The organism is Streptomyces sp. NPDC126510, from assembly GCF_040302345.1.
In the GTDB taxonomy this organism is placed as follows: domain Bacteria; phylum Actinomycetota; class Actinomycetes; order Streptomycetales; family Streptomycetaceae; genus Streptomyces.
The window spans coordinates 229,483-254,016 of the sequence record NZ_JBEORR010000010.1 but is presented as its reverse complement, the minus strand read 5'-3'; the positions used below and the strand labels follow the sequence as shown (position 1 = coordinate 254,016).

Genomic DNA, 24,534 nt, shown 5'->3' with positions numbered 1-24,534 from the left:
ACCCCCGTCACTCGGGCACGCCCAGCGCACGGGCGAGGACCGGCCAGGAGGCCGTGAACTCCGGCTTCCAGTGCGTCCAGTCGTGCCCGCCGCCCCCGTAGAAGTGCGTGGTGGCCGGGACTCCCATGAGGGCCAGCGTGCGGGCGAAGCCCTGGGCCGAGGGCCACAGGGCGCTCTCGAGGATCCCGGGCAGCGGATCACCGCCGCCGCCCACCCCGCTGCCCTGCGACACGTACAGGGCCGTGCCGCGCAGCCCGGTGGCGCGGGCGCGCGGGTTGAAGTCCCGCCAGGTCAGGAGGTTGAACACCGGATTGCCCCAGAGTGACCCGGCCGGAAGGTTCTCGCGGGCCACGATCGCGTCCATGATGGCGGGGACACCGGGGGCCGTGGTGTCGAGGACGCCGCTGTAGGAGGCCGCCGCGGTGAACGCCCCGGGGTGGCGGGCCGCGTGGGCCATGGCCCCGTAGCCGCCGGTGGACACCCCGGCGACCGCCCGGACGCCGGAGGCCCGGTAGTCCCGGGCGAGCAGCGCCGGCACCTCCTTCACCTGGAACGTCTCGTAGTCCGGGCCGTCGCGCCAGGCGCTCGGGATGCCGGTGGGGCCCGCGTCCGGCATCGCCACGATCAGATCGCGGCCGGCGGTGAACGCCTCGATGTCCGTCTCGCGGGTCCAGGACGTGTAGTCGTCGTGGGCGCCGTGCAGCAGGTACAGCACCGGGTACTTCTTCTCCGGGCGCGTCCCGAAGTCCGACGGCAGGATCAGCCGGACCGGCGCGCTGCGGCCGAGCGCGGCGGAGGGCACGGACACGTCCAGCGTGCGCTGGCCGAGCCGGGTGGCCGCCCGGGCCGGGGCCGTGCCGGCAGCGGCCCCGAACAGGGCGGCGAGACCGGCGGCGGCCGTCGCTCTGGCGACGGCGCGCCGGGACATTCCGGCGGCGGGCTTCTGCGGCAGGTGGGGCATGACGGCTCCTCGGGTTCCATGTCAGGAGGCCGGCTCGGCGAGTGTCCGGCTCAGATGGGCGGCGATCCGGTCGACGTGCGGCGGATCGAGCAGCGACAGATGGTGACCGGCCACCGGCACCACCTGCAGACGTGGGCACACCTCGTCCCAGCCCAGCGCCGGGTCGTCCCGCTCGTACGCGGGGTCGCGCACGGTGTGCGGCGCGGGTTCGGTGGCGCGGTAGAGGACCACCGGCCCGTCGTGGGGGCCGGGGCTGTGCGACTCGCCGATGCCCATGTCCAGGTAGGAGGACCGCTGGTGCTCCAGCGCCGCGGGCGGCACGTCGGCGGCCTCGCGCAGGGTCCGCAGTACGGCGTCGATACGGGCCGCGTCGTCGCCCATCGCCACGAGCTCGTCGTACGGCAACGCCAGTTGCACGCCGTAGGCGTCGGCGACGTGGCGGGCGAAGCCCTCGAAGTGCGCCCGGATCCGGTCGGACCGGGTCGATCCCGGGCGGGGGAGCGGCCGTACCGAGTCGATGAGCACGACCAGTCGTACCTCCCGCCCGGCGGCGGTCAGTTGCCGTGCGGTCTCCTGGGCGACGAAGCCGCCGAAGGACCAACCGCCCAGCAGCAACGGGCCGTCGGGGCGGACGGTGTTGATCGCCTCGGCGTAGCGCCGCGCCTTCTCGGGCACGGTCCCGGCCTCCTCGACACGCTCCAACCCGTACACGGGCTGGTCGTCGCCGAGGAGTTCGGTGAGCGTGCCGTAGACGCTGACCGGGCCCCCGGCGGCGTGGACGAGGAACAGCGGGGGCCGCGAGCCGGTGGCGCGCAGTGGCCTCACCGGGGTGTCGTCCCGGTGCAGGGCGCGTTCGACACGGGCGGCCGCGTCTTCGACGGTGGCGGCGGCGAACAGGTCGCGCAGGGTCAGTTCGACGCCGAACTCGCGCTCCACCGCCGTGCGCACGCGGACGGCCATCAGCGAGTCCAGCCCGAGGTCGGCCCACGCCGTGCCCGGGGCGATACGGGCGGGGGAGTGGCCTGTGACGGCGGATACGTGCTGGGTCAGCCGGGCCAGGACCGAGGAGGGCTCGGCCACCGCCGCAGGACGTTCCTCCGGCACCGGCTTCGGCGGAGCGGCCCGGCCGTCCGTCCACCAGTGCCGTACGTGCCGCCACCGGGGCAGCGGCAGGTCGATGACCCGCCCCGGCGGCACGGGCAGGCGCTGTCCCGCCGCGTACAGAGCGCCCAGTTGCCCGGCGAACGCCTCCGACCCGTCGGCGTCCCGGCGCAGCGTGGCCAGGGCGAGGGCGCCGGGCACGGTGTCGGCGACGGCCCCCGTCAGCACGGGGTGGGGGGAGACCTCTACGAAGACCGTGTGGCCGTCGGCGGCGGCCGACGCGAGCGCCCGGTCCAGTCGCACGGGCCTGCGCAGGTTGGCCGCCCAGTGCGCGGCGTCGAAGAGGCAGTCTCCGCGCGGGTCGTCGAGGACCGTGGAGTGGACAGGGACACGCGGCAGCCGCCCTTTGATACCGGACAGCGCGTCCACCAGCTCCGGCAACAGCCCGTCCACCTGCGGCGAATGCCCGGCGCCGACGACCCGCATGGCCCGCGCCGCCCTGCCCCGCCCCTCCAGCCGGCGCACGAGCCCGGCCACCGCCGCCTCCTCACCCGTGACGACCTTCTGCCGCGGGGAGGAGTGCACGGCCACATGCACGTCCAGCAAGTCCCGCCCCAGCGCCTCCAGTTCGGCGTCGTCCAGGTCCACCACGGCCATCGCGCCGCCCCGCAGCCCGCTCAGCAGCCGGGCCCGTACGGCGATGACACGCGCCCCGTCCGACACGTCCAGCGCGCCCGCGCACACGGCCGCCGCCACCTCGCCCATGGAGTGACCGATCACGGCGGCGGGCTCGACTCCGTGGGACCGCCACAGCTCGGCGAGCGCCAACTGCAAGCCGAACAGCACTGGTTGGGCGACCTCCAGACGGTCGAGCCCGTCGCCCGAGGACAGGTGGTCGGACAGGGACAGGCCGCACTCGGGCGCGAGCTGAGGGTCGAGCTTCTCGACGGCGGCGGCGAACGCGGGTTCCTCGGCCAGCAGCCGGCGCCCCATGCCGGGCCACTGGCTGCCGTACCCGGAGAAGACCCACACGGGGCCGCGCCCCACGCGGTCGCGGTCGCCGGTCGTCACCCGTGTGTCCGGCCGCCCGGCCGCCAACGCGTCCAGTGCGTCCACCAGTCCGGCCCGGTCGCGGGCGACCACAGCGGCCCGCACGGGACCTCGGCCGGTGCGCCCGGCCAGGGTCCGGGCCACGTCGGCGGGGCGCGCGGCGCTGTCACGCAGCCGGCCCGCCAGCCGGCCCGCCGTGTCGCGGAGGCGCTCGGTGTCGAGGTCGCAGAGCATGTGCAGACGGGCGGCCGGTTCGTCGGCCGGCGGCACCTCGGACGCTGCCTCCTCCAGCACCACATGGGCGTTGGTGCCGCCGAAGCCGAATCCGGAGACGCCCGCGACGGCCGTGCCGCCGTAGCGGGGCCAGGGCTCGGGCTCGGTCACCACCCGCAGCCGGGGATCGGTGAGGGAACTGCCGCGCTCGCAGTGCAGGGACGGCGGGATGGTGTCGTGGTGCAGGGCCAGCACGGTCTTCACCAGGCCCGCGATGCCCGCCGCGGACTCCAGATGGCCGAGGTTGCCCTTGGCGGACCCCAGCAGCAGCGGCTGGTCGGGGTCCCGGTCCGCGCCGAGCACCGCGCCGAGCGCACCCGCCTCGATCGGGTCGCCCAGCGGGGTGCCCGTGCCGTGCGCCTCCACGTAGTCGACGTGCTCCGCGGCGAGCCCGGCCTGCGCGTACGCCCGCTCCAGCAGCGCCTGCTGGGCGGCCGGGTTGGGTGCCATGAGGCCGTTCGAGCGGCCGTCGGAGTTGACGGCGCTGGCCCGGATGACGGCCAGTACACGGTCGCCGTCCCGCTCGGCGTCGGAGAGCCGCTTCAGGATCACCGCCGCGCAGCCCTCGCCGCGTCCGATGCCGTCGGCCGCCGCGGAGAACGGCTTGCAGCGCCCGTCCGGGGCGAGGGCGCCCGCCCGGTGGAAGGCGACCGTGACGGCCGGGGACAGCAGCAGGTTGACCCCGGCCGCGATCGCCGTGTCGCTCTCGCCCGTGCGCAGACTGACGCAGGCGTGGTGCACGGCGACCAGCGATGAGGAGCAGGCCGTGTCGACGGCGAGGCTCGGTCCCCGGGTGTCCAGGACGTAGGCGAGCCGTCCCGCGGCGACGCCTAGCGCGCCCCCGGCCGGCGCCCAGGGGTCGACGGCGGCCGGGTCGGCGCCCGTCAACTGCCCGTACTCCGGTGCGGAGATGCCGACGAACACGCCGGTGGCCGTGCCCGCCAGGGACCCGGCCGGCACGGCTGCGTGGTCGAGTGCCTCGTGAACGACCTCCAGCAGGATCCGCTGCTGGGGGTCCATCACCGCGGCCTCGCGCGGGGTGATGCGGAAGAAGTCCGCGTCGAACCCGGCGATGTCGTCCAGATAGCCGCCGTACGGATGGGCGTCGGCGGGCGGGAACGCGGTGAAGTCGCGCCAGCGGTCCTCCGGGACGCGCCGTATCGCGTCGGCACCCTCGCTGAGCAGCCGCCAGTAGTCGTCCGGGCCGTGTACGCCGCCGGGCAGGCGGCAGCCGGCCCCGACGACCGCGATCGGCTCGGTCGTTCCGCCCGGCACCGCGGGACGCGGCACCGGCGTCGCCTCGGCCTCCGGCGCCCCCGTGCCGCACAGCCGTGCCACCAGGGCTTCCCCGGTGGGTGCCTCCCACAGCAGCGTCGTCGGCAGCTCCCGGCCGGTGGCGCGGGACAGTTCGCCGGCGAGGGCGACGGCATCCCGCGAGGCCATGCCGAGGTCCGCGAGCGGCCGGTCCATCGGGACGTCGTCCGGGGACGTGCCGTTCCAGGCGGCCGCTCGCTCGGCGATCAGCCGGCGCAGCGCGGCCTCGTCGATGCGCCTCATTCCGCGGCACCCGCCGCCCGGGCCTGCGCGCCGTAGGCACCGTCCAGATACCGGGTGCGGGTCAGTGCCCGTGCCACCTTGCCGCTGGAGGTGCGCGGCACCGTCCCCGGCGGTACCACGACGACGTCGGCCAGCCGCAACCCGTGCCGGGCGGACACGGCGCCGCGCACGGCACGCACCAGGGCGGTCACGTCCAGTTCGGCGAGGCGTGCGGTCCGTGTGTGCTCCGCCACGACGACCGCGCACTCGCCACCGGCACCGCCCGGCACGGCGAAGGCGGCGAGCCGGTCCCGGCGCACCGCCTCGTGCGCCTCCTGCACGGTCGCCTCGACGTCCTGCGGGTAGTGGTTGCGCCCGTCGACGATGATCAGGTCCTTCAGCCGTCCCGTGACGACCAGCCGCCCCTCCAGCACCGTCCCCAGGTCACCCGTGCGCAGCCAGCGTCCCGGACCGGCCTCGGCGTCCGCGAACTCCGCTCCGAAGACCTCCTGCGAGTCCCGGTTCCAGTAGCCGCGGCCCACGTTCGGCCCCTGCACCCAGACCTCCCCGACCTCTCCCTCCGCCAGCAGGGCCCGTGACACAGGGTCGGCGACCCGGACTCGCTGACCCGCCGGAGTGCCACAGCCCACCAGCAGCACCGCCCGGGGATCGTCGGGCCGGGCGGGCAGGGCCTTTCCGGCCGCCAGGGCGTCGCGGTCGAGCGCGAACCGGGTCAGCGGCTCACCCGGCCGGGCCGCGCACACGAACACCGTGGCCTCGGCCAGCCCGTACGACGGGCAGTGCGTCCCCGGCGCCAGGCCCTGGCCGGCGAACGCCGCGTGGAACCGGTCGGCCGTGCCCGGGCGGACCGGCTCACTGCCGTTGATCAGCGCGGTCACCTTGTCCAGCCGCAGGCCCTCCTTCTGGTCGGCGGTGACGGTCGCGACGCAGTAGTCGTAGGCGAAGTTGGGCGCGGCGCTCACCGCGTTCGGATGCGCGGAGAGCAGCCGCAGCCAGCGCACCGGCTCGTGCAGGAACGCCGCCGGGTCCATCAGCACCGACAACGCCCCGCGCGCCACCGGCGCCGCGACGCTGAGCACCAGCCCCATGTCGTGGTAGAGCGGCAGCCAGCCCACACAGGTCGGCGGGCGGGTGTCGAGGCCGTAGGCGGTCAGCGCCTGGCGGGCGTTGGCGACGACGTTGCCGTGGGTGATCTCCACGCCGGCCGGGGCACGGGTCGACCCGGACGTGTACTGGAGGTAGGCGGTCGCCCCGGCGTCCGGCGGGACCGCTTGCCGGTCCCGCCCTTCGTCGTCGGGCACCTCGTCCGCGACGACGATCCGCGGCCCGCCGGTGCCGAGGAACTCCCGCACCTCGTCGAGGACCCGGCTCGTCGTCACCACCACCGAGGGACGCGCGTCGGCCAGGACGCCCGCGAGCCGGTCGGCGTGCCCGGGCAGACCCGGCGTGTACAGCGGTACGGCCACCAGGCCGGCGGTCAGGGTCGCGAGGAAGGCGGTCACGTACTCCGTGCCCTGAGGGCACAGGAGTGCGACCCGGTCCCCGGGGCCCGTCCCGTCCGTGAGACGCGCGGCGATCGCCCGCACCCGCACGTCCAGGCGACGCCAGGTCAGGGTGCGGTGGACGCCGCGCGAGTGCGATGCCGGGTGTTCTACGAAGGTGAAGGCCCGGCGGTCGGGAGTGGTCTCGGCCCAGTGCCGTACGTACTCCGGCAGGGTCGGGCACGCGGGCGCGAGCGGGGGGCGGCGGCTGTCCATCGGGCGGGGCTCCTCACGGCGCGGATCGGCCTAGGGGTCGCAAAGGGGGAGAGTCGCAAAGGGGGGTTGGCTCGGGCGGGAATGGGGAGGGCTAGAGGGGGATGTTGCCGTGCCGGCGTTCCGGCATCGGGGCGCGTTTGCCGCGCAGCGCGCGCAGGGCGCGGCAGACCTGCTCCCGGGTCTCGCGCGGAGCGATGACGGCGTCGACATAGCCGCGTTCGGCGGCGAGGTACGGGGTGCCGTGGGTGCGTTCGTACGCGTCGAGAAGGCTTGCGCGCAGCGCCTCCGGGTCGTCGGACGCGGCGAGTTCGCGCCGGTGCAGGACACCCACGGCCCCCTCGGCGCCCATGACGGCGATCCGTGCGGTGGGCCAGGCGAGGTTGACGTCGGCACCCAGGTGCTTGGACCCCATCACCGCGTATCCGCCGCCGTACGCCTTGCGCACCACGACCGTCACCTTGGGGACGGTGGCCTCGGCGTAGGCGTACAGCAGCTTCGCGCCGCGCCGGATGATCCCGGCCTGCTCCTGCCGTACCCCGGAGAGATATCCGGGCACGTCGGCGAAGGTCAGCAGAGGGATGCCGAACGCGTCGCAGAACCGCACGAACCGCGCCGCCTTCTCGGACGCGTCGATGTCGAGGACACCGGCGGCGTGCAGCGGCTGATTGGCGACGACGCCCACCGAGCGGCCCTCGACGCGGGCCAGGGCGCAGATGATGTTCGGCGCGAACAGCTCCTGCACCGGCAGCAGTTCACCGTCGTCGACGACCGCGTGCAGAATGTCCCGCATGTCGTAGGCCTCGCCCAGCCGGTCCGGGACGACTTCGTCGAGTGCGGCGCCGGGCGGGGCGTGCCCGGGCGCGTACTCCGGGGGCCGTTCCAGGTTGTTGGCCGGCAGGTAGGACAGCAGGTCGCGCACGGTGTCGAGGGCGTCCGCCTCGTCGGCGGCCAGGAAATGGGCGTTGCCGTTGACGCTGTTGCTGGTGCGGGCACCGCCCAGCTCCTCGGCGGTGGTGCGCTCGCCCGTGACCGTCTCGATGACGTCGGGGCCGGTGACGAACATGTGCGAGGCACCGTCCACCATCACCGTGAAATCGGTGATCGCCGGGGAGTAGGCGGCGCCGCCGGCGCACGGGCCCAGGACGACCGAGATCTGCGGGATCACCCCGGACGCCTTGACGTTGCGCCGTACCAGTTCGGCGTAGAGGGCGAGGGCGGCGACACCCTCCTGGATCCGGGCCCCGCCGGAGTCGTTCAGCCCGATCACCGGGCAGCCGGTCTTCAGCGCCAGCTCCATCAGGGCTACGGTCTTCTCACCGAAGGCCTCGCCCATGCTGCCGCCGAACACGGTGGAGTCCTGGGCGAAGACGCACACCTGGCGGCCGTCGACCGTGCCGTACCCGGTGACCACCCCGTCGCCGTGGGGACGGCGGGCGCCGGGCCCGGCGGGCCGGGCCCGGACGAACAGGCCCGTCTCGGTGAAGGACTCCTTGTCCACGAGCCGTTCGATCCGTTCCCGGGCCGAGAACTCCCCGCGTCTGCGCGGCCCGCCCGGGGCCACCGCCCGCTCCCGGCGGTGCTCCAGGCCGGCGACGCGCTCCGCGGTGCCGCCGGGCGTGTGCGTCGCCGTCTCCCCCGGACCGGATGCTGTCACCTCTGTGCTCACAACCACCTCCGAAGTGGCTCTCGAATATGGCAGCGAGGCGGGGGAGTGCCCTACGGATCGTCGTTCTGTGTGGGAGAGGTGAGTCCTCGGGCGCGTGGTTTCATCCGGGTGTGACAAGCGGCCTTCGAGGGCCGGGCACGATTCAGAGGTCCGAGTGCTGAATGCGCCCGCACGATGACGATCGGAAGCGGGCCGTGATCGGATGTGCGCACTGATCGTCCGGGCTGATGGCCGTGCCCCCGCCCTGGTCTCGGGCGGGGACACGCTCCCCATCGCGCGGCGGCGGGGTCAGTTGGCGTTCACCAGGTCGTGCGCCGGCACGGTGACCGTCCGCTGACCCGGCTTGCCGCCGAGCACGATCTTCCGCAGGGCAGTGTTGTTGTCGAGGTTGGTTTCCTTCAGCCGCTTCTCGGGGTTGGCCAGCACCTGGATGTAGTAAGTGCCGTTGGGCACGTCGGTGATGTCGAACGACTGGCCCGGCAGGTCCTGGGTGTAAGTGTCACCGGAACCGACGTCCAGCACCTCGCGGACGGAGATCGAGTTCTCCTCACCGCAGGCGGTGGACAGGTCCGTGTTGTACGGGTGCCAGTTGGCGTTCTTCACCGTGTAATCGATCGCGTCGGTGTTGGCCAGGCAGAACGCTTCCTTGCCGCTGCGCACGGCCTCCTTCTTGTCGGCCTTCAGCAGCCGGTAACTGGCGAAGTCGGTGAAGTGCCAGTGCACGTGCCCCGGGCGCGGGTCCCACTCCATGGTGCCGGTCGGGGTGTAGCCGACCTGCTTGCCCTTGGCGTCGTAGAAGTACTGGAAGGCGTCCATCTCGGCCTTGCCGGGCGAGCGGAACCCGTCCACCACGAGCTGGGCCGGGCCGGCGTTCCAGACGTTGGCACTGAACGCCAGGTAGTCCTTGCCCGGGACGTCCTTGCCGCCGTCGCTGATGGTGATGCCGTAGGCCGGCAGCGAGCGCAGGTCGGGCTTGGGCACGTCCGGAACGGAGGCCTTACCGCTGGGCCGCTTCGACAGCGGTTCGAGAGCGGGCGCCCGACGCGAACCGTCGGTCTGGCCGCCGCTGTCCCCGGCCTGCGGAGACAGCGCGGACATCTGCTTCTTCTTCAGCGCCCACGGCAGGGCCGGCGGCGCGGCCTTCAACGGCCCGTGACCAACGTTGTACGAGGGACCCGCACCGCTCGTCACCGGCGCGGCGGCCTCGGCGGGTGCCGGGACATGCCCCGGCCCGTGACCGGCGTGCGCGGTCGGCGCCCGGTGACCGGCACCGTGCCCGGCGTGCTCGCCGGCCTTCGCGGAGCGGGGCACCGCCCTGGTGGAGCTCTCTTCGTCCTCTTCGCTTCGTTCCACCACGGTCACCTTGACGGTGGCCGCCTTGTCGGCGATGCCGAAGAGGTCGCGGTACTTCTTGGCGACGCCGACCTTGGCCGTGTACGTACCGGCCGGCAGCTGGACCAGGTCGCTGTACGAGCCCGCGTAGGTGTTGGCCGCCCAGCCCTTCTCGACGCCCCACACGGAGCCGAGAGTGAAGGGGTTGGTGGGGCAGCTCTCCGGATACTTGGAGGTGGAGGGTGCGTCGGGCCGCACCCGGCCGCTGGCGTTGTTCGGGCAGAAGCTCTCACTGCGGGTGAGGACCTTCTTGCCGGCTTTGTCGGTGAGGGTGATCTCCGAGAAGCCGGGCAGCCCGGAGAAGTCCTTCACGGTGCCCGTGGGCAGCTTCTTCGCCTTGGCCTTGCCGCCCTCGTATACGGTCTGAGTGACCGTCACCGGGTCCTTGTAGGACTTCCGGGACACCTTGAGGTCCAGCGGTGCTCCCTCGGCGATGAGGTAGGTGCCAAGGTCCAAGTACACACCCGGCTCCTCCTTCCAGGTGGTGAGCGTCACCGAATCGGCCGCTGCGACGAGGCTCAGCTCGGGGCCCGTCGCGGCCTTCGCCGGCTCCTGCGCTGCGGCCACGATGCCGGCCGTAACGGCCGTCACGGCGACGGCCGTGGTGCCGGCGAGCAGCGTACGCCGCAGCCGAGCGGTGCGTCTTCTGGTCATGGTCCCTCGTCCTCCGGTGCTGTGAGAAGGAAGCAGGCGACACGGCGCGTCCGCGAAAGTCCGGGCCGGTGCCGTCACATGGGAGGCGTTCGCTTCGCCCGCGCTGTGAGAGGAACGGGCCGGTTGCTTGGTTGTCCGAAAGTCGGGAAGGGGGTGGGGTGTTGGCCGAATGCCGTCGCAGTGACGAGATCCGGCCGTCCATGCGGACCTCACCCGAGGGCCGTCCAGGGCGCAGGCCGGATCGTGGTGGTGAGCGACGGCCGCGTCGAGGAGACCGGCGCCCCTGAGGAACTCCCGCGCAACCGATCAGTTCTCGTCAAATCCACCCCAGGTGAGAAAATGGTGTGAATGTTTACGCGTGGTTCGGGCATACGCAGCGAAAACACAGAGAGGGGCGCTACGTGCTTGTACCGGACCGGAAGATCGTCAGGGAGTTGCTGACGCGGTACGCGTCGCTGAGGATCGCTCAGTCGGAGAGGCACGTGCCGAAGGCGGCACGCGAACTGGAGGACGTCAGCTACACGCTGTGCGTGATGATGGGGACGTCCGACATCAGTGACGCCATTGCCAAGGCGGATGTCCTGCTGCTCACCGAGGGGCGGCCGGAGGCCGCGGACGCGGACGGGGAGAACGGCCTGACGCTGGTCGGCTGACGTTCGACGAAGGCCCGGCACGGACCGGGCATCACGCCTCGGCGGCCCGGGAAGGGGCCGTCGAGGCGTTCGTCCGCCCGTGGAACGCCGTGCGGTACGCGTACGGCGTGGTGCCCGCCACCTTGCGGAACCGCTCCCGGAACGCGGTCGGCGACCCGAACCCCGTCTGACGCGATCCGTTCGACGGAGTGATCGGAGTTTTCCAGCAGGTACTGGGCGCGCCGGACCCGCGCCCGCAGAGGGCCGGCCACCGCGGCCGTCATAGGAGTCCTCGGCAGCGGATGGCTCGTCACCTCCATCGCGCTGACCGCCGCGGCCGCGGGCGTCCTGGCCGCCTTCGTCCTGCCCCGCCAGGAGGAGATCCTGGAGCAACTGGAGGGTGAGCAGGCCCCCGATCACCGCGCCACCGTGCAACTCGCCATGTTCACCGGCATCTTCAACCTGCTGTGGGCGACGGTCACCGTCCTGATGGTCGTCCGCCCGGGTTCTACGACGGGAGCGTGACCAAGCCGCCTTCGCCTGTCACGGATGTCCGGTCTGCGTCAAGTCATCCCAGGGAATTCACACTCCGGGACACCGTGCCGCCTACACTCGCAGTCTCGCCCCCGCACGGGGCCTACGAGCAGAAAGGCGCGTTGACGGGTGTTCCAGGATTCCCCCATCTACGACCGACTCATCGCGGAGCGCGGTGACGTACCCGCACAGGTGCGCCGCGAGGCCGAACGTGTGAGCAGGGAACTGGAGCTGGTCATGCGGCCCTCACAGTCCCTCGGCTACGACCGCCCGCACTCCCCGGGCGCGGGCTGGCAGCGCGCGGGCATGCTGCCCGGGCCCCGCCCGCAGTGAACCGAACGGCTGCCCGGGCCCGGTCCGCTGCCGGGCCCGGCGCTCAACGGACTCTCGTGTCCGAGCCGTTGACATGGGACGGCTGGACCGGGACGGGCCGGGCCAGCCACTCGGCGATGGTGCGGGCGATCGGCTGACCCGTCTCCACCTCGACGAACCCGAACTGCCCCGACTGGTTGCACTCCAGGAACCACCAGGTCCCGTCGGAGTCCTCCGCGAAGTCGAAAGCCCCGTAGGCCAGTTCGGCCTCACGGAGATAAGCCAGGACACCCGGCGCGATGCGGGACGGCACATCGGTGGGCAGCCAGGGCGAGCCCGGCGCGGCGAACCGCACGTCGACGTCGTCCGGGTCCGCGTCCTCGGCGGTCGCCTTGCGTGCGGCCAGCATCCGCTCGCCCACGACGGTGAGCCGGATGTCGGCCCGCTTGCTGATCCGCCGCTGCAGCAGCGTCGGCCCGAACGCCACGGCGGAGAAATCCGTGTCCGGTGCGACCCGGCTGGTCGGGACGGCCCGTGGCGGGTCCTGGGGATGCGCGCCCGACACCGGCTTGACCACCAGTTCCGGGTAGCGCTCGGCGAACTCGCGGGCGGCGCGTGGGAACGTCGTGATCAGCGTCGCGGGCACGGGCAGGCCGCATCTCTGGGCGAGCCGCAGCTGCCACGGCTTGTGGCGGGCCCGGCGGGCCGCGTCGGGGTGGTTCATCCAGCGCGCGTCCGAGCCCCGCAACATGCCGTAGAGCGCCTGGCCGGCCTCCTCGGTCAGCCAGGCGGACGGCTGAGCCGCCCGCGCGGCCGGGGTGCCGGGCCGGCGCACCCACACGGACCGGAGCCCCCCGATGCTCACCAGCCGCCCCCCGGCGGACAGATGGCCGCGGAACCGGCCGTGCACGTACTCCCCCGAGAGCGAGACACCACCGGTCAGGTCCGCGGGATCGACCCGGACCACCGGCACCCCCGTCGCGTTCAGGTGCACGACCACCATGTCCGCGGTGACGTCCTCCTCACAGGTGAGGATCAGTACGGTCATCGTCGGCGGCCCGCGGTCAGTCGTCGAAGTGCGTCTTGGAGCCGGCGGTGGACGTCGTGGTGCCGAACTCTCTCAACAGGGCGAAGTCACAGGCCGCGACCCGGCCGTCGCGGAGCACGTTCAACTGCAGTCCGGCGTCGTACACGTACGGAATGGCAGCTTCCAACTCCACTGCCGGGCGCGCGTAGTTGAGCGCGAACGGTTGCATCGTCTCTCCCTCGTCGGTACTGCGCCGAGCAGACGGTGACCCAGCGGTGAGTCCCCCCGGTCCACCGACTGATTCGGCTTCCAGAGACTTATACGAATCGAACGGGTGGTTGGTTTCCTTACTTTCCGTAGTCATCGGCCAGTTGCCGGTCCGGCCGGTGTGCCGAACTGCGCCCCCGTTCGCCGAGGGAGCCGCGGACAGTGCGCAGAGCGAGCAGCAGGACCCCGATGTCGTCCAGGTACACCGGGTCGGGCACCAGATCGGTGGGCAGCACGAGATACAGCACCGCGCCCCAGAAGACCCAGCGCGGGCCGGTGGGCAGTCCGGCGCGCCGCAGATCGCGCCGGGTGCGGACCAGCCGTACGAGGACGGCGACGGCGACGGCGAGGACGACGGCCGCGACGACCGCGGCCAGAATGATCACTCTTGTGGTCGTGTCCACGGGGCGCCCTCCTCCTGGCATGCCACGACACGGGGTGTCCCTAGCTGGATTCCCTTTTCCGGCGGCTGTATTGCGGCCGGGGCCCGACATGTCGGCGAGTCGACGGATTTTCCCGTGCGCATGGTCATCCCGGTGGCTCATCCGAGTGGCACGGGGTGACGGGGGCGCCTAGTAATGGTCAGCGTAACGTCGCTCGTCACACGACGGGGGGCGCAGGAGCGGCCGCACTCTTCCCACGGAGGCGAGTATGACCACCTGCTCTTCAACACCCCGCTCGAACGAATCTGCCGGACTCGACGACACGAACGGGTCCGTGCAGCCGTCCGCCGAGACGACCACCGCCACCGGCACGCACCAGGTGGCGCAGACGAGCGCGCAGCCCGCTGCCGGCCCGTACGAGACGTACCCGGCGGGGAGCACCGGGCCCGTGGCCGGTTCCCACCCGGCCGAGCGGGTGGCCGCCGAGCCCGTCGCCCCCGGCCCTCACCCGGCGGCCGGTGCACCGGCGCAGCCGCCGGCCTTCGAACCGGACGGGACGGGCCCTGCCCCGCCCGTCGCGAACGAGTGGAACGCGACGGACACGACAGACCGGAACCCTGCCCGGCCCGTTGCGTACGACCCGGACGAGACGGACATGCCCGCCGCCCACGCCCCGGACCGGGCCGCAGCGCTGCCGGCTCCTCCCGCCGAGGACTGGCTGGATCCCGCCGAGGCGATGCCTTCGACTCCCGCGCCGGACGGGACGGACTCCGCCCAGGGGCCCGCCTTGCCCGCTGCCGCGGCCCCGGACGAGGGCGCCGAGCCCGCCGCGCACGGCGGCGACGAGGCCGATCCCCCGTCCGGGCCCGGCCCGGACGGCGCCGACCAGCCCGGTGCGCGGCCGTTCGTCGTCCGGTCGCTCGACGACAACGCGGTGGAGCTCCGGCCCGGCACCGGTCCGGCCTCCGGCGCACCGTACGGCGACGCCGTCAGCGACCTGGTGCACGCCGCCGTGGCCGACCGGCCGCTGGAGGAGGTCGTCGACCTCATCGTCTCGCTGGAGGAGTCACCCGACCACACCCGGGCGAGGGTGGACGCGCTTCGCACGGCCGGGGTGGGCCGGTCCGTCGAGGACGTGTCCCGGATGATCGCCCTGCTGACGAAGCCCCCGCGTGACGCCGAGTGCGCGGACGAGGCGATCCGGGCCGCGGCCGCCCACCGTCCGGTGGAGGAGGTGACCCGGCTGGTGACCCTGCTGCACAAGGAGCCGCAGGAGCCCCACGTCCGCGAGGAGGCCCTGCGCGCGGCCGCCACCGGCCGGTCCGTCGGGGAGCTGGTCGAGCTGATCGACCGCCTCGGCCTGGAACGGCTGGACCGCGAAGGCCGTCGCCCGGAGGAGACTTCGCGCCCCGAGGCCGGGACGGGCGGGCCCGAATCACCCGGTCGTCCGGGCAGGCGCCGTGCGGTACGCCAGGGCACGGGCCGTGAAAGCCACCGCATCCTCGACGACACACCGCCGGACCTGATGTCCGCGACGGACCGGCTGGCCCGGTCCGTGTCCTGGTCGGGCTGGCTCGCCGCCCTGGCCCTCGTGGCGTGCGCGGTGGTCCACTTCCCGCTGCAGCGCGGCGACGCGTCCCTGCAGCTGCACGCGTTCGCCCTCGGCCTGTCGGTGCTGTGCACGGTGCTGGCGCTGCTGCTGGCCCTGCGTCCCGTGGCGCTGGTCATGGCCGGGGCGGTGCTGGTGCCCACCGTGCTGGCCGGGGCCCAGGCGTACGGGAGCTCCTTCCCGTCGGCGTCCCTGCCCCGGGCCGTCGACCTGGCGCTCGCCCCGCCGTGGCTGGCCGCCGCGGTCGCCGTGTGCGCGGCGCTGCTGGCCCTGGTCGCGCTGGTCTTCCGGGTGCTGGCGCCCATCGCCGCCCGGCAGTGGGCCGCCGCCCCGGTCGGAGCGTCGTCGACCGACTGAGACAGACGGTGGCCGGGGCGAGCGGCTGACACCGCCCCGCTCACCCGTCTGTACGGTGCTGTGTCACACCGCGCCCTGCACCCGGCGATCGAGCAGCCCCGTCAGCACCCGGTCCGGTGACAACGGGAGTTCGCGCAAGCGCACGCCCGTGGCGTGGTGGACCGCGTTGCCGATCGCCGCGGCCGTTCCGACGATGCCGATCTCGCCGATCCCCTTGCTGCCCATGGGGTTGAGCCGGGAGTCCTCCTCGTCGAGCCAGTGCGCGTCGATCTCGGCGACGTCGGCGTGCACCGGCACGTGGTACGACGCCAGGTCCGACTCGGTGAAGTCACCGAACGCGGCGTCCATGGTGCTGCCCTCGGTCAGCGCCATGCCGAGGCCCATCGTCATGCCGCCGACGAACTGGGAACGCGCCGTACGGGCGTTGAGGATGCGGCCCGCCGCGTACACCCCGAGCAGCCGGACGACCCGCACCTCGCCGGTGACCGTGTCCACGGAGACCTCGGCGAAGTGCGCCCCGAAGGCGTGCCGGGCGAAGTCGCTCTCGGCGTCCGCCGCGCCCTTGGTGTCGGCACGGACGTCGAGGCCCTGCCCGGGCAGCGGTCCCGGGTGTTCGGCGAGCCGCCGGGCCAGCCGGGCACACGCGTCGTGCACCGCCCAGCCCCAGGAGGCGGTGCCGGACGAGCCGCCGGCCAGCGACGCCGGGGGGAGTTCGGTGCTGCCGACCTCGATCCCGACCCGCTCCAGCGGCACCCCGAGGGCGTCGGCGCCGACCTGCGCGAGCACGGTCCGGGCGCCCGTCCCGATGTCGGTGGCGTTGATCCGCACCAGGAACGTCCCGTCGGGCCGTGCGTGAGCCGTCGCCGCGGACGGAGCCACCATGACGGGGTAGGTCGCCGCCGCCACGCCCGTCCCCAGCAGCAGGGGCCCTTCCCGGCGGGTGCCCGGGCGGGGATCGCGCCCGGCCCAGCCGAAGCGGCGAGCGCCCTCGCGCAGGCACGCCACCAGGTTCCTGCTGCTGAACGGCTTGCCGCTGTCGGGCTCGACGTCCGGCTCGTTGCGGACCCGCAGCTCGATGGGATCCATGCCGAGTCCGGTGGCGAGCTCGTCCATGGCGGACTCCAGCGCGTACATGCCGGGAGCCTCGCCCGGAGCCCGCATCCAGGACGGCGACGGTACGTCCAGCGCCGCGACCCGGTGCACCGTACGGCTGTGCGGCGCGGCGTACATCACCCGCGCGGGCACCGCCGCCTGCTCCACGAACTCCTTGATGCGGGACGTGTGCGTGGTCACCTCGTGCACGAGGGACTCGAGACGGCCGGCCGCGTCGGCCCCGAGCCGCAGCCGGTGCAGGGTCGGGGCACGGTGGCCGACGACGGCGGGCAGGTAACGCCGCGGCAGCACCACCGTCACCGGCCGCCCGGTGTGACGGGCCGCCATGGCGGCGAGCACCACGTCGGGCCGGGGCGTTCCCTTGGAGCCGAAGCCACCGCCGACGTGCTCGGCGGTGACGACGATCCGCTCCTGCGGCAGGCCGAACAGCGCGGCGAGTGTGGCCCGTACGGCACCGGTGCCCTGGCTGGAGGTGTGCACGGTGAGCCGGCCGTCCTCCCACCGGGCGGTGCTGGCGTGCGGCTCCATCGGGTGGTTGTGCAGCGGCGGCACCCGGTACGCGACGTCCACCCGGGCGGCCGCCGAACCGTACGCCCCGTCGGGGTCGCCCTGTTCACGTACGGCCGGATGACCGCCGTTGGCCTCCTCGGGCACGTACACATCCGGGTGCGAGACGCTGAGGGCCACGTCGTGCTCCTCGGCGTCGTAGGTGACGCGGACGGCGGCGGCGCCGGCCCGGGCCGCTTCCAGGGTCTCGGCCACCACCAGGGCCACGAACCAACCGCGGTGCGGGACCCGGGCGTTCTGCAGCACGGCGAGCGCGGGATCGTCCGGCTCGGCGAGGCGCGGCGCGTTCTCGTGGCTGAGGACCGCGAGGACACCGGGCACGGCCAGCGCCGCCGCCGTGTCGACGCCGCTCACCCGGCCCCGGGCCACCGCCGCCGGTACGGGCCAGGCCTGGGCCCCGCCGGGGGAGTGGAACTCGGCGGCGTAGCGGGCGGTGCCGCCGACCTTCTCACGGCCCTCGCGGCGCTCCGCGGGCGCGCCCACACTGCCGGTCATGAGGCCCTCCCGGTGAGCGCGCTGTCGGTGAGCCGTGACAGGACGTCCACGGCGAGATTGCGGGCGAGCGGCACCTTGTAGGCGTTGTCCCGCAGTGGTTGCGCCGCGGACAGCTCCTCTTCGGCGGCGCGCTCGAACGCCGCGCGGGTCGGGGCCGCACCCAGGAGTGCCTCCTCCGCCCGCCTGGCACGCCAGGGACGGTGCGCCAGGCCCCCGAAGGCGAGCCCCGCATGGCCGACGACCCCGTCGTCAAGACGCAGCACGACCGCTACGGAGGCGAGTGCGAAGGCGTACGAGGCCCGGTCCCGGGCTTTGCGGTACGCCGACGGCAGCCCGGCCGTGGCGGCCGGCAGCACCACGCCGGTGATCAGCTCGCCGGGACGGATCTCGGTGTCCTGCTCGGGCCGGTCCTCCGGGAGCCGGTGGAAGTCGGCCGCCGGAACACTCCGGGCCCCTGCGGGCCCGTTCAGTTCGACACGCCCGTCGAGCGCGGCGAGTGCCACCGCCATGTCCGACGGATGGGTGGCGATGCAGTGCGCTGAATGGCCGAGCACCGCGTGATCGCGGTGGACGCCGTCCCGCGCACCGCAGCCGCTGCCCGGCTCGCGCTTGTTGCACGGCTTCGACAGGTCCTGGAAGTACGGGCACCGGGTGCGCTGGAGCAGGTTCCCGCCGGTTGTCGCCGCGTTGCGCAACTGCCCGGAGGCACCCGCGAGCACCGCCTGCGACAACGCCGGGTACCGGTCGCGGACGAGGGGGTGGGCGGCGAGGTCGCTGTTGCGGACCGTCGCACCCACGCGCAGGGATCCGTCGGGCAGTTCCTCGACGGCGTCCAGGGGCAGCCGGGTGACGTCGATGAGTGCGGCGGGCGCCTCGACGCCGAGCTTCATCAGGTCGACCAGGTTGGTGCCGCCGGCGAGGTACCGGGCGCCGGCGTGCGCGGCGTACGCGGAGGTCGCCTCCTCGACGCTGCCGGCACGGACGTAGGCGAACTCCTTCACGGGATCACGTCCTCGACGGCCTCGGCGATCCGCGGATACGCACCGCACCGGCAGAGGTTGCCGCTCAGCCGCTCCCGGATCTCCTCCCGGTCCAGCGGCACCGGCTCGCCCGAGGGTGCCGCCGGGTCGGTGACGTGCGAGGGGTGACCGGCCGCCGCCTCGGCGAGCGCACCAACCGCGGAGCAGATCTGGCCCGGGGTGCAGTAGCCGCACTGGAAGGCGTCGCGCTCCAGGAAGGCCCGCTGGAGCGGATGCGGTTCCTCCGCGTCGCCGGACAGACCCTCCACGGTGGTCACCTCGCAGCCGTCCAGGGCGACCGCGAACAGCAGGCAGCTGTTGACACGCCGCCCGTCCACCAGGACCGTGCAGGCGCCGCACTGGCCGTGGTCGCAGCCCTTCTTGGCGCCCGTGAGCCCGAGGTCCTCGCGCAGCAGGTCCAGCAGGACCCGCCGGTGGTCGACGGTGAGCGTGTGGGGTTTGCCGTTGACGCGGAGCGCGGTCCGCGAGTGGTGCTGGTGGTTGCCCATGTCGTGGAGGACCTTCCGGGGCGGGCCGTGTTGCCGTACGGACCGCGTATCCAGGAGGCGACGGCTGACACGTGCGCCCTGCGAGGAGGGTGTGTTACCGCTCCGACGTCACGTGCTGAGCGGACGTGCTCTTCTCGTCGCCCTCTTCGCCGCCCGTGCCGTGGCTCTTCTCGTCCTCGACCGGGGGTGCCGGGCGCTTGACCTTGAAGCGTTCGAACGTCCGTGTGAGCTGCTGGAACGGGGACGCGGCGGGCGGACCGGGCGGACCGGGTCTCGCGGGAGCACTCGCGGCGGACTCCTGGTAGGCGGCCAGGGCCTCGTGGGCGCTCTCGGCCGCCTCCCGGTACAGGTCACGGGACTTCGTCATGGCCTCCAGCGCCTCTGCGTACATGGCCACCAGGCCGCGCTGTCGGTCGAGCTCTTCCCGGAGGGTCAGCAGGTGCCAGTCCTCCCGCAGCGCGGTGAGGGCGTCCCCGGCGCCGTCGGGCAGGGGCCTGCTCAGTGCGGCGAACCGCGTCACCGCGTCGACGAGGTCGGCCGGCTCGGAGCCGTCGAGGAAGACCGCGCGGACCGAGAAGTCCTGGGCCTGGTACTTCTCCGGCGCCGGGACGCCCGGCAGGACCACGGCTCCACCGCGCGGCACCTCGACGCCGGTGTCCCGCAGGGCCCAGTTCAGGCCGCGCAGCTGCTGCGGGGCGGCGTGATGCTCCACCACACGGTGGCGCAGACCGGGCGGCAGCCACCGCGCCACCGGCGCACGCCCCCGGTCGTGGGTGGTCATCGCCTCGTGGACGACCACGTGGATGTGCCATCCGCCGCGCACGGCGTTCCGCAGCAGGCGCCGGATCTCCCTGTCGTCCTGGGGGAGGAGGTTGATCTCGCCCACGGCCAGACGGGTGGCGGGGTCCTGGTTCCAGGCGGTGTCCGGCTCCTTGGGCCAGAACAGGCCGGTGGGGGAGGGCCATGCGTCGTTCCACGGCTGCTCGGCCTCCGCGACCAGGATCCACTCCTGCCCTGGCCCCTCGCCTCCCGCGGGCCGCACGCTCAGCCGCGCCCGTACGGTCACGTCGTCGCCGACCCGCCAGCGGGCCTCGAAGACCCGTTCCGCCGGAGCGGTGTCGTCGTCGGGCAACTCCAGGAAGTCGTCGATGGCCTGGCTGTCCTTGCGCTGCTGCAGCGAGCGCCGGAGAACGTCTTCCGCTGAGCCCGGGGCGTGGCGGCCGCGCGCCAGCCACACCGTGTCGGGAGTCATGGTGCGGACGGTGAGGGAGGTCTGCATGGGTCCATCTGTGAACGGGGGCGGGTGCGCCTGCCAGTATCGTCGCCGCAGGCCGACGGGTGCTACCCGGGGTCGCACGGGGCTCCGGGCGCCGGTGGCGTACGTGTCTACGGCCCATCACCTCCCCGGCGGAGCCGGGGAGTGCCGCTCGTCGGGCCCTGGCCGGCCGGTGCACCGGACCACGGGCCCGCTCCGGTCCGCGCGCGGCCGACACGCTCTCTCGCGCGCACGTCCGTTTCCTCGTCCGTCTCACCGTGGGTCATGCGCACCGCCTACCCGCGCGGTGCTGTGCCATGTGGGGCTCGCCCTGTGCTGTGTGACGACGGCACCCGGCAGCGTGAGTCCGGGCGGGCGGCGCCCTGGGGTGGTGCCGGGCGCGCGGGAAGCGCACCGTGCGCGCGGGGTGTGCGCGCCGCGCGCAGATCGGGTGATCTCACCCGTGGTCCGTCCGTCACACGGTTCCCGACAATGGTGCGCACGAGCAGGACCCGCCCACCATCCGCATCGGGGCGGGTCCTGCTCGCCTCGCGTCAGGGGGAGCGTGGCTCAGCGATCCGCGCCATCGACCGAACGAGTCGTCTCCGGTCCGCTCGCGGCCCAACTGGCGAGAACCTTCAGCCGGTCCTCGTACGCGGTGCCCGGCTCGGCGGTGTAGAAGGTCATGGAGTGGGCCTCGTGGGCCGACACCGGCAGGTCCAGGGGCTGGTAGGTCAGCTCCAGGAAGCCCGCCTCGGGATGGTGGAAGCGTTTGACGCCGCCGTGGTGGATCCGCACGTTGTGCGCCGCCCAGCGGGTGCGGAACTCGTCGCTGACCGTGCACAGTTCGCCCACGAGCTCGCGCAGCCCGCGGTCGTGGGGGTAGCGGCCCGCCTCGGCGCGCAGCAGCGCGACGGTGATCTTGGCACCGGCGTCCCAGTCGTCGACGAAGTCCTGTGAGCCGGGTTCGAGGAAGTAGAACCGGGCGAAGTTGGGGCGGCCGCGTTCGACCGTGACCTCGCTGTCGAACAGGGGCGCGAACAAGGCGCGGGCGAGGGCGTTGGTGGCCACCATGTCCAGGCGGCCGTTGGTGACGAACGCCGCTGACAGCGTGACGGAGTCGAGCAGCCACCGGACGCGGGGCGGGATCTCCACGGGCTTGCGGCGGCGCCGGTTCGCCGGACCGGGCTGGGCGGCCTTGGCCAGGTCGAACAGATAGGTGCGTTCGTCCTCGGTCAGCTGCAGGGTGCGGGCGACCGCGTCGAGGACATCCTCGGAGACACCGCCGATGTGGCCCTTCTCCAGCCGCGTGTACCACTCGGTGCTCACACCGGCGAGGACCGCCACCTCCTCACGGCGCAGCCCGGGGACCCGGCGCCGGCCGCCGGCGGGCAGCCCGACCTGCTCGGGGGTCAGCTGAGCGCGCCTGCGGGCGAGGAAGTCACGGATGTCGGCGCGGTTGTCGGAGCGGTGGTCCATGGCCCCCACGCTACGGCGGGCCGCCCGGGCGAGGGGGGTTGAGCTTGTACCCCCGATAAACGCGCTCTCCCGCGCACCCGAGCAGGGCGGTTCCGTGGGACACGCACCTCGATCCCGATCCTGCGGAGACGACGTATGACCACGCGAGGAGAGACCCTCCACGCTCCCGCCGGGGCACGCCCCGACGACCATGCCACCGCCGGGGCATACTCCGGCGACCGCGAGCATCCGCCCACCCGGCTCCCGCTCGTCGTGTACGTGCTGGCTCTCGGCACCTTCCTGATGGGCACCACCGAGTTCGTGGTGGCGGGCCTGCTGCCGGAGATCGCCGGTGACGTACAGATCAGCGTGGCGCGGGCCGGGCTGCTGATCACGGTCTTCGCCGTCGGGATGATCGTCGGCGCACCCCTGATGGCGCTGCTGACGCTGCGGCTGCCCAGGCGGCTGACGCTGATCCTCGCCCTGGCCGTCTTCGCCGCGGGGCACGTCGTCGTCGCGCTCGGCTCCGGCTTCGGTGTGCTGCTGGCGGCCCGGTTCCTGACGGTGCTGGCGACCGGGGCGTTCTGGGCGGTGGCCAACGTCGTGGCCGCGCACACCGCCGGTCCCGCCGCGAGCTCCCGCGCTCTGGGCGTGGTGGGCGCCGGAGCGATGCTCGCCAACGTCGTCGGTGTCCCGCTCGGCGCCTTCGCCGGGCAGCTCATGGGCTGGCGGGGACCCTTCTGGGCCCTGGCCGCTCTCGGCGCGGCCGCCACGGTGCTCATCGCCCGTCACGTGCCGCGCGACACCGAGGGCCGCGAGGCGGTCTCGGTCCGCTCGGAACTGTCCGCCCTGCGGTCGGGCCGCCTGTGGCTGGCTCTCGCGGCCTGCGCGACCACGACCGGCGGCGTGCTGTCGACGCACACGTACATCTCGCCGCTGCTGACCGGACGGGCCCAGCTGGCCGCCGCCCTCGTCCCCCTGGTACTGGTCGGCTTCGGCGTTGGCGCCCTGGCGGGCTTCCTGGTGGGAGGCCGGCTGGGCGACCACCGTCCCCACGCGACGACCATCGCCGCCGCGGCGGTGACCACGGTACTGCTCCTGGCGATCTGCCTGCTGTCGGCCCACGCCGCGCCCACGATCGCGCTGATCGCCCTGCTCGGTCTGTTCGGGCTCGGCGCCAACCCGGTGCTGATCTCCCTGGGCGTCCGCTTCGCCGGCCGGGCCCCCACCCTGGGCTCCGCGCTGACCGTGTCGGCGTTCAACCTCGGCACGGCCGTCGGCTCATGGGCCGCGGGACTCGCCCTGGACTCCCCCCTGGGAGCGACGGGCCCCGCCGCCGTCGGCAGCGCGGTCTCCGCGCTCACGCTCATCCCCACGATCACCATCGCGGTCGTCCAGCGCCGCCGGTCGGGAAAGCCCGCCGGCACCGTCGTCCGGAGTTCAGCCGCCGGGAACGCCTGAAGCCCGGCTTCGCGAACCCGCTGCCCGAAAACCACGCGCTCAAGAACCACCCGCTCAAGAACCACCCGTTTCGAAGAACCAAGGAGTAATCCCCATGCGCGCTGCTGTTCTGCATGCACCCGGTGACATCCGGGTGGAGGAGATCGCCGATCCGAGGATCACCGCCCCCACCGACGCCGTCATCCGGCTGGCGGCCGCCTGCGTCTGCGGCTCGGACCTGTGGCCCTACCGCGGCGTCGAGTCCCTCGACGGCCCCGTGCCGATGGGGCACGAGTACGTCGGCGTCGTCGAGGAGGTCGGCAGCGACGTCACGAACGTCAAGCCCGGCCAGTTCGTCGTCGGCTCCTTCGTCGCCTCCTGCGGCACCTGCGAGATCTGCCGCTCCGGCTACCCCTCCTCCTGCGTGCACCACGTGTTCATGGCCCAGGTCGGCACCCAGTCCGAACGCGCCCTGATCCCGCACGCCGACGGCACCCTCGTCCCCCTGCCCGGCACGCCCGACGCCGACCTGATCCCCGATCTGCTGGCCGCCTCCGACGTACTCGGCACCGGATGGTTCGGGGCGGTCGCCGCCGAGGCGGGCCCCGGCAGGACCGTCGCGGTCGTCGGCGACGGCGCGGTCGGCCTGCTGGCGGTCCTGGCCGCTCGGCAGCTCGGCGCGGAGCGGGTCATCGCGATGAGCCGCCACGAGCCGCGTCGGCGCCTGGCCCGTGAGTTCGGCGCCACGGACATCGTCACCGAACGCGGCGACGAGGGCGTCGCGAAGCTCAAGGAACTGACCGATGGCCTCGGCGCCCACTCCGTCGTCGAAGCGGTCGGCACCCAGGAGTCCATGCAGCAGGCGATCCGATCGGCCCGGCCGGGCGGACACGTCGGCTTCGTGGGCGTCAACCACGACGTCTCCCTCAGCGGCGAGGAGCTCTTCTTCTCCCAGGTCCATCTGCACGGCGGCCCCGCCCCGGTGCGCCGGTACCTGCCCGAGTTGATCGACCTGATCTGGCAGCGGAAGATCAACCCCGGCAAGGTCTTCGACCTCGTCGTCCCGCTCGACGAGGCCGCCGTGGCCTACCGGGCCATGGACGAGCGCCGCGCGATCAAGGCCATGCTCACCCTCTGACCGAACCC

At 73.4% G+C, this 24,534-nt stretch carries 18 protein-coding genes and 2 pseudogenes; 6 read left to right on the top strand and 14 right to left on the bottom strand.

Annotated elements, in window-relative coordinates:
• Positions 1–7 precede the first annotated feature (7 nt).
• The 5 genes from ABTX60_RS16885 to ABTX60_RS16865 all read right to left on the bottom strand — a co-directional run bounded on the left by ABTX60_RS16885 (position 8) and on the right by ABTX60_RS16865 (position 10,411).
• Complete coding sequence (locus ABTX60_RS16885; RefSeq protein WP_352097801.1) at positions 8–961, bottom strand: alpha/beta hydrolase; 954 nt, start codon at positions 959–961, stop codon at positions 8–10.
• Positions 962–982: 21 nt separating this feature from the next.
• Entirely contained in the window at positions 983–4,942 is a 3,960-nt protein-coding gene (locus ABTX60_RS16880; RefSeq protein ID WP_352097800.1) for a beta-ketoacyl synthase N-terminal-like domain-containing protein, read from the bottom strand.
• Entirely contained in the window at positions 4,939–6,699 is a 1,761-nt protein-coding gene (locus ABTX60_RS16875; protein ID WP_352097799.1) for a fatty acyl-AMP ligase, read from the bottom strand. Before ABTX60_RS16875 ends, ABTX60_RS16880 begins: the two co-directional genes overlap by 4 nt.
• Positions 6,700–6,790: 91 nt before the next feature.
• Positions 6,791–8,371 carry an acyl-CoA carboxylase subunit beta gene (locus ABTX60_RS16870; RefSeq protein ID WP_502992334.1) on the bottom strand — a complete coding sequence of 527 codons (1,581 nt, stop codon included), beginning with the start codon at positions 8,369–8,371 and terminating at the stop codon, positions 6,791–6,793.
• Positions 8,372–8,653: 282 nt separating this feature from the next.
• Positions 8,654–10,411 (bottom strand): lysyl oxidase family protein, encoded by a 1,758-nt coding sequence (locus tag ABTX60_RS16865; RefSeq protein WP_352097797.1) that lies wholly within the window; start codon positions 10,409–10,411, stop codon positions 8,654–8,656.
• A 401-nt stretch (positions 10,412–10,812) separates the two neighbouring features.
• Between ABTX60_RS16865 and ABTX60_RS16860 the strand changes: the two genes are divergently transcribed.
• On the top strand, positions 10,813–11,064 hold the full coding sequence (locus ABTX60_RS16860) for a DUF5133 domain-containing protein (protein WP_352097796.1): 252 nt from the start codon (positions 10,813–10,815) through the stop codon (positions 11,062–11,064).
• Positions 11,065–11,095: 31 nt separating this feature from the next.
• Here ABTX60_RS16860 and ABTX60_RS16855 read toward each other — a convergent pair.
• Positions 11,096–11,303 (bottom strand): annotated as a pseudogene (locus tag ABTX60_RS16855) (helix-turn-helix domain-containing protein); the annotation flags it as partial.
• A 1-nt stretch (position 11,304) separates the two neighbouring features.
• Between ABTX60_RS16855 and ABTX60_RS16850 the strand changes: the two are divergent.
• Both ABTX60_RS16850 and ABTX60_RS16845 read left to right on the top strand, forming a co-directional pair.
• Positions 11,305–11,568, top strand: a pseudogene (locus ABTX60_RS16850) (hypothetical protein); the annotation flags it as partial.
• A gap of 138 nt (positions 11,569–11,706) precedes the next feature.
• A complete protein-coding gene (locus ABTX60_RS16845) occupies positions 11,707–11,910 on the top strand; it encodes a hypothetical protein (RefSeq protein ID WP_031111422.1) in 204 nt (67 codons plus the stop codon).
• A 43-nt stretch (positions 11,911–11,953) separates the two neighbouring features.
• Here the strand turns inward: ABTX60_RS16845 and tgmB are convergent, their stop codons facing one another.
• The 3 genes from tgmB to ABTX60_RS16830 all read right to left on the bottom strand — a co-directional run bounded on the left by tgmB (position 11,954) and on the right by ABTX60_RS16830 (position 13,587).
• Positions 11,954–12,937, bottom strand: a complete 984-nt coding sequence (gene tgmB, locus ABTX60_RS16840; RefSeq protein WP_352097795.1) for an ATP-grasp ribosomal peptide maturase — start codon at positions 12,935–12,937, stop codon at positions 11,954–11,956.
• Positions 12,938–12,953: 16 nt separating this feature from the next.
• Positions 12,954–13,145, bottom strand: a complete 192-nt coding sequence (gene tgmA, locus ABTX60_RS16835; protein ID WP_053673313.1) for a putative ATP-grasp-modified RiPP — start codon at positions 13,143–13,145, stop codon at positions 12,954–12,956.
• Between the two features lie 118 nt (positions 13,146–13,263).
• Positions 13,264–13,587, bottom strand: a complete 324-nt coding sequence (locus ABTX60_RS16830; protein WP_352097794.1) for a YkvA family protein — start codon at positions 13,585–13,587, stop codon at positions 13,264–13,266.
• 247 nt (positions 13,588–13,834) lie between these two features.
• On the opposite strand from ABTX60_RS16830, the gene ABTX60_RS16825 reads away from it, so the two are divergent.
• Positions 13,835–15,532, top strand: coding sequence for a hypothetical protein (locus ABTX60_RS16825; RefSeq protein ID WP_352097793.1), 1,698 nt, complete (start codon positions 13,835–13,837; stop codon positions 15,530–15,532).
• 63 nt (positions 15,533–15,595) lie between these two features.
• On the opposite strand, the gene ABTX60_RS16820 is transcribed toward ABTX60_RS16825, so the two are convergent.
• The 5 genes from ABTX60_RS16820 to ABTX60_RS16800 all read right to left on the bottom strand — a co-directional run bounded on the left by ABTX60_RS16820 (position 15,596) and on the right by ABTX60_RS16800 (position 21,969).
• Positions 15,596–17,707, bottom strand: coding sequence for a xanthine dehydrogenase family protein molybdopterin-binding subunit (locus ABTX60_RS16820; protein WP_352097792.1), 2,112 nt, complete (start codon positions 17,705–17,707; stop codon positions 15,596–15,598).
• Positions 17,704–18,708, bottom strand: coding sequence for an FAD binding domain-containing protein (locus ABTX60_RS16815; RefSeq protein ID WP_352097791.1), 1,005 nt, complete (start codon positions 18,706–18,708; stop codon positions 17,704–17,706). Before ABTX60_RS16815 ends, ABTX60_RS16820 begins: the two co-directional genes overlap by 4 nt.
• Complete coding sequence (locus tag ABTX60_RS16810; RefSeq protein ID WP_352097790.1) at positions 18,705–19,235, bottom strand: (2Fe-2S)-binding protein; 531 nt, start codon at positions 19,233–19,235, stop codon at positions 18,705–18,707. The genes ABTX60_RS16815 and ABTX60_RS16810 overlap by 4 nt, the downstream gene beginning before the upstream one ends.
• 94 nt (positions 19,236–19,329) lie before the next feature.
• Positions 19,330–20,514: a hypothetical protein gene (locus tag ABTX60_RS16805; protein ID WP_352097789.1), complete on the bottom strand. Its 1,185-nt coding sequence runs from the start codon at positions 20,512–20,514 to the stop codon at positions 19,330–19,332.
• Positions 20,515–21,060: 546 nt separating this feature from the next.
• Positions 21,061–21,969: a helix-turn-helix transcriptional regulator gene (locus ABTX60_RS16800; RefSeq protein WP_352097788.1), complete on the bottom strand. Its 909-nt coding sequence runs from the start codon at positions 21,967–21,969 to the stop codon at positions 21,061–21,063.
• 135 nt (positions 21,970–22,104) lie between these two features.
• Between ABTX60_RS16800 and ABTX60_RS16795 the strand changes: the two genes are divergently transcribed.
• A complete protein-coding gene (locus tag ABTX60_RS16795) occupies positions 22,105–23,409 on the top strand; it encodes an MFS transporter (protein WP_352097787.1) in 1,305 nt (434 codons plus the stop codon).
• A 94-nt stretch (positions 23,410–23,503) separates the two neighbouring features.
• Positions 23,504–24,526, top strand: a complete 1,023-nt coding sequence (locus ABTX60_RS16790) for a zinc-dependent alcohol dehydrogenase family protein (RefSeq protein WP_352097786.1) — start codon at positions 23,504–23,506, stop codon at positions 24,524–24,526.
• Positions 24,527–24,534 lie beyond the last annotated feature (8 nt).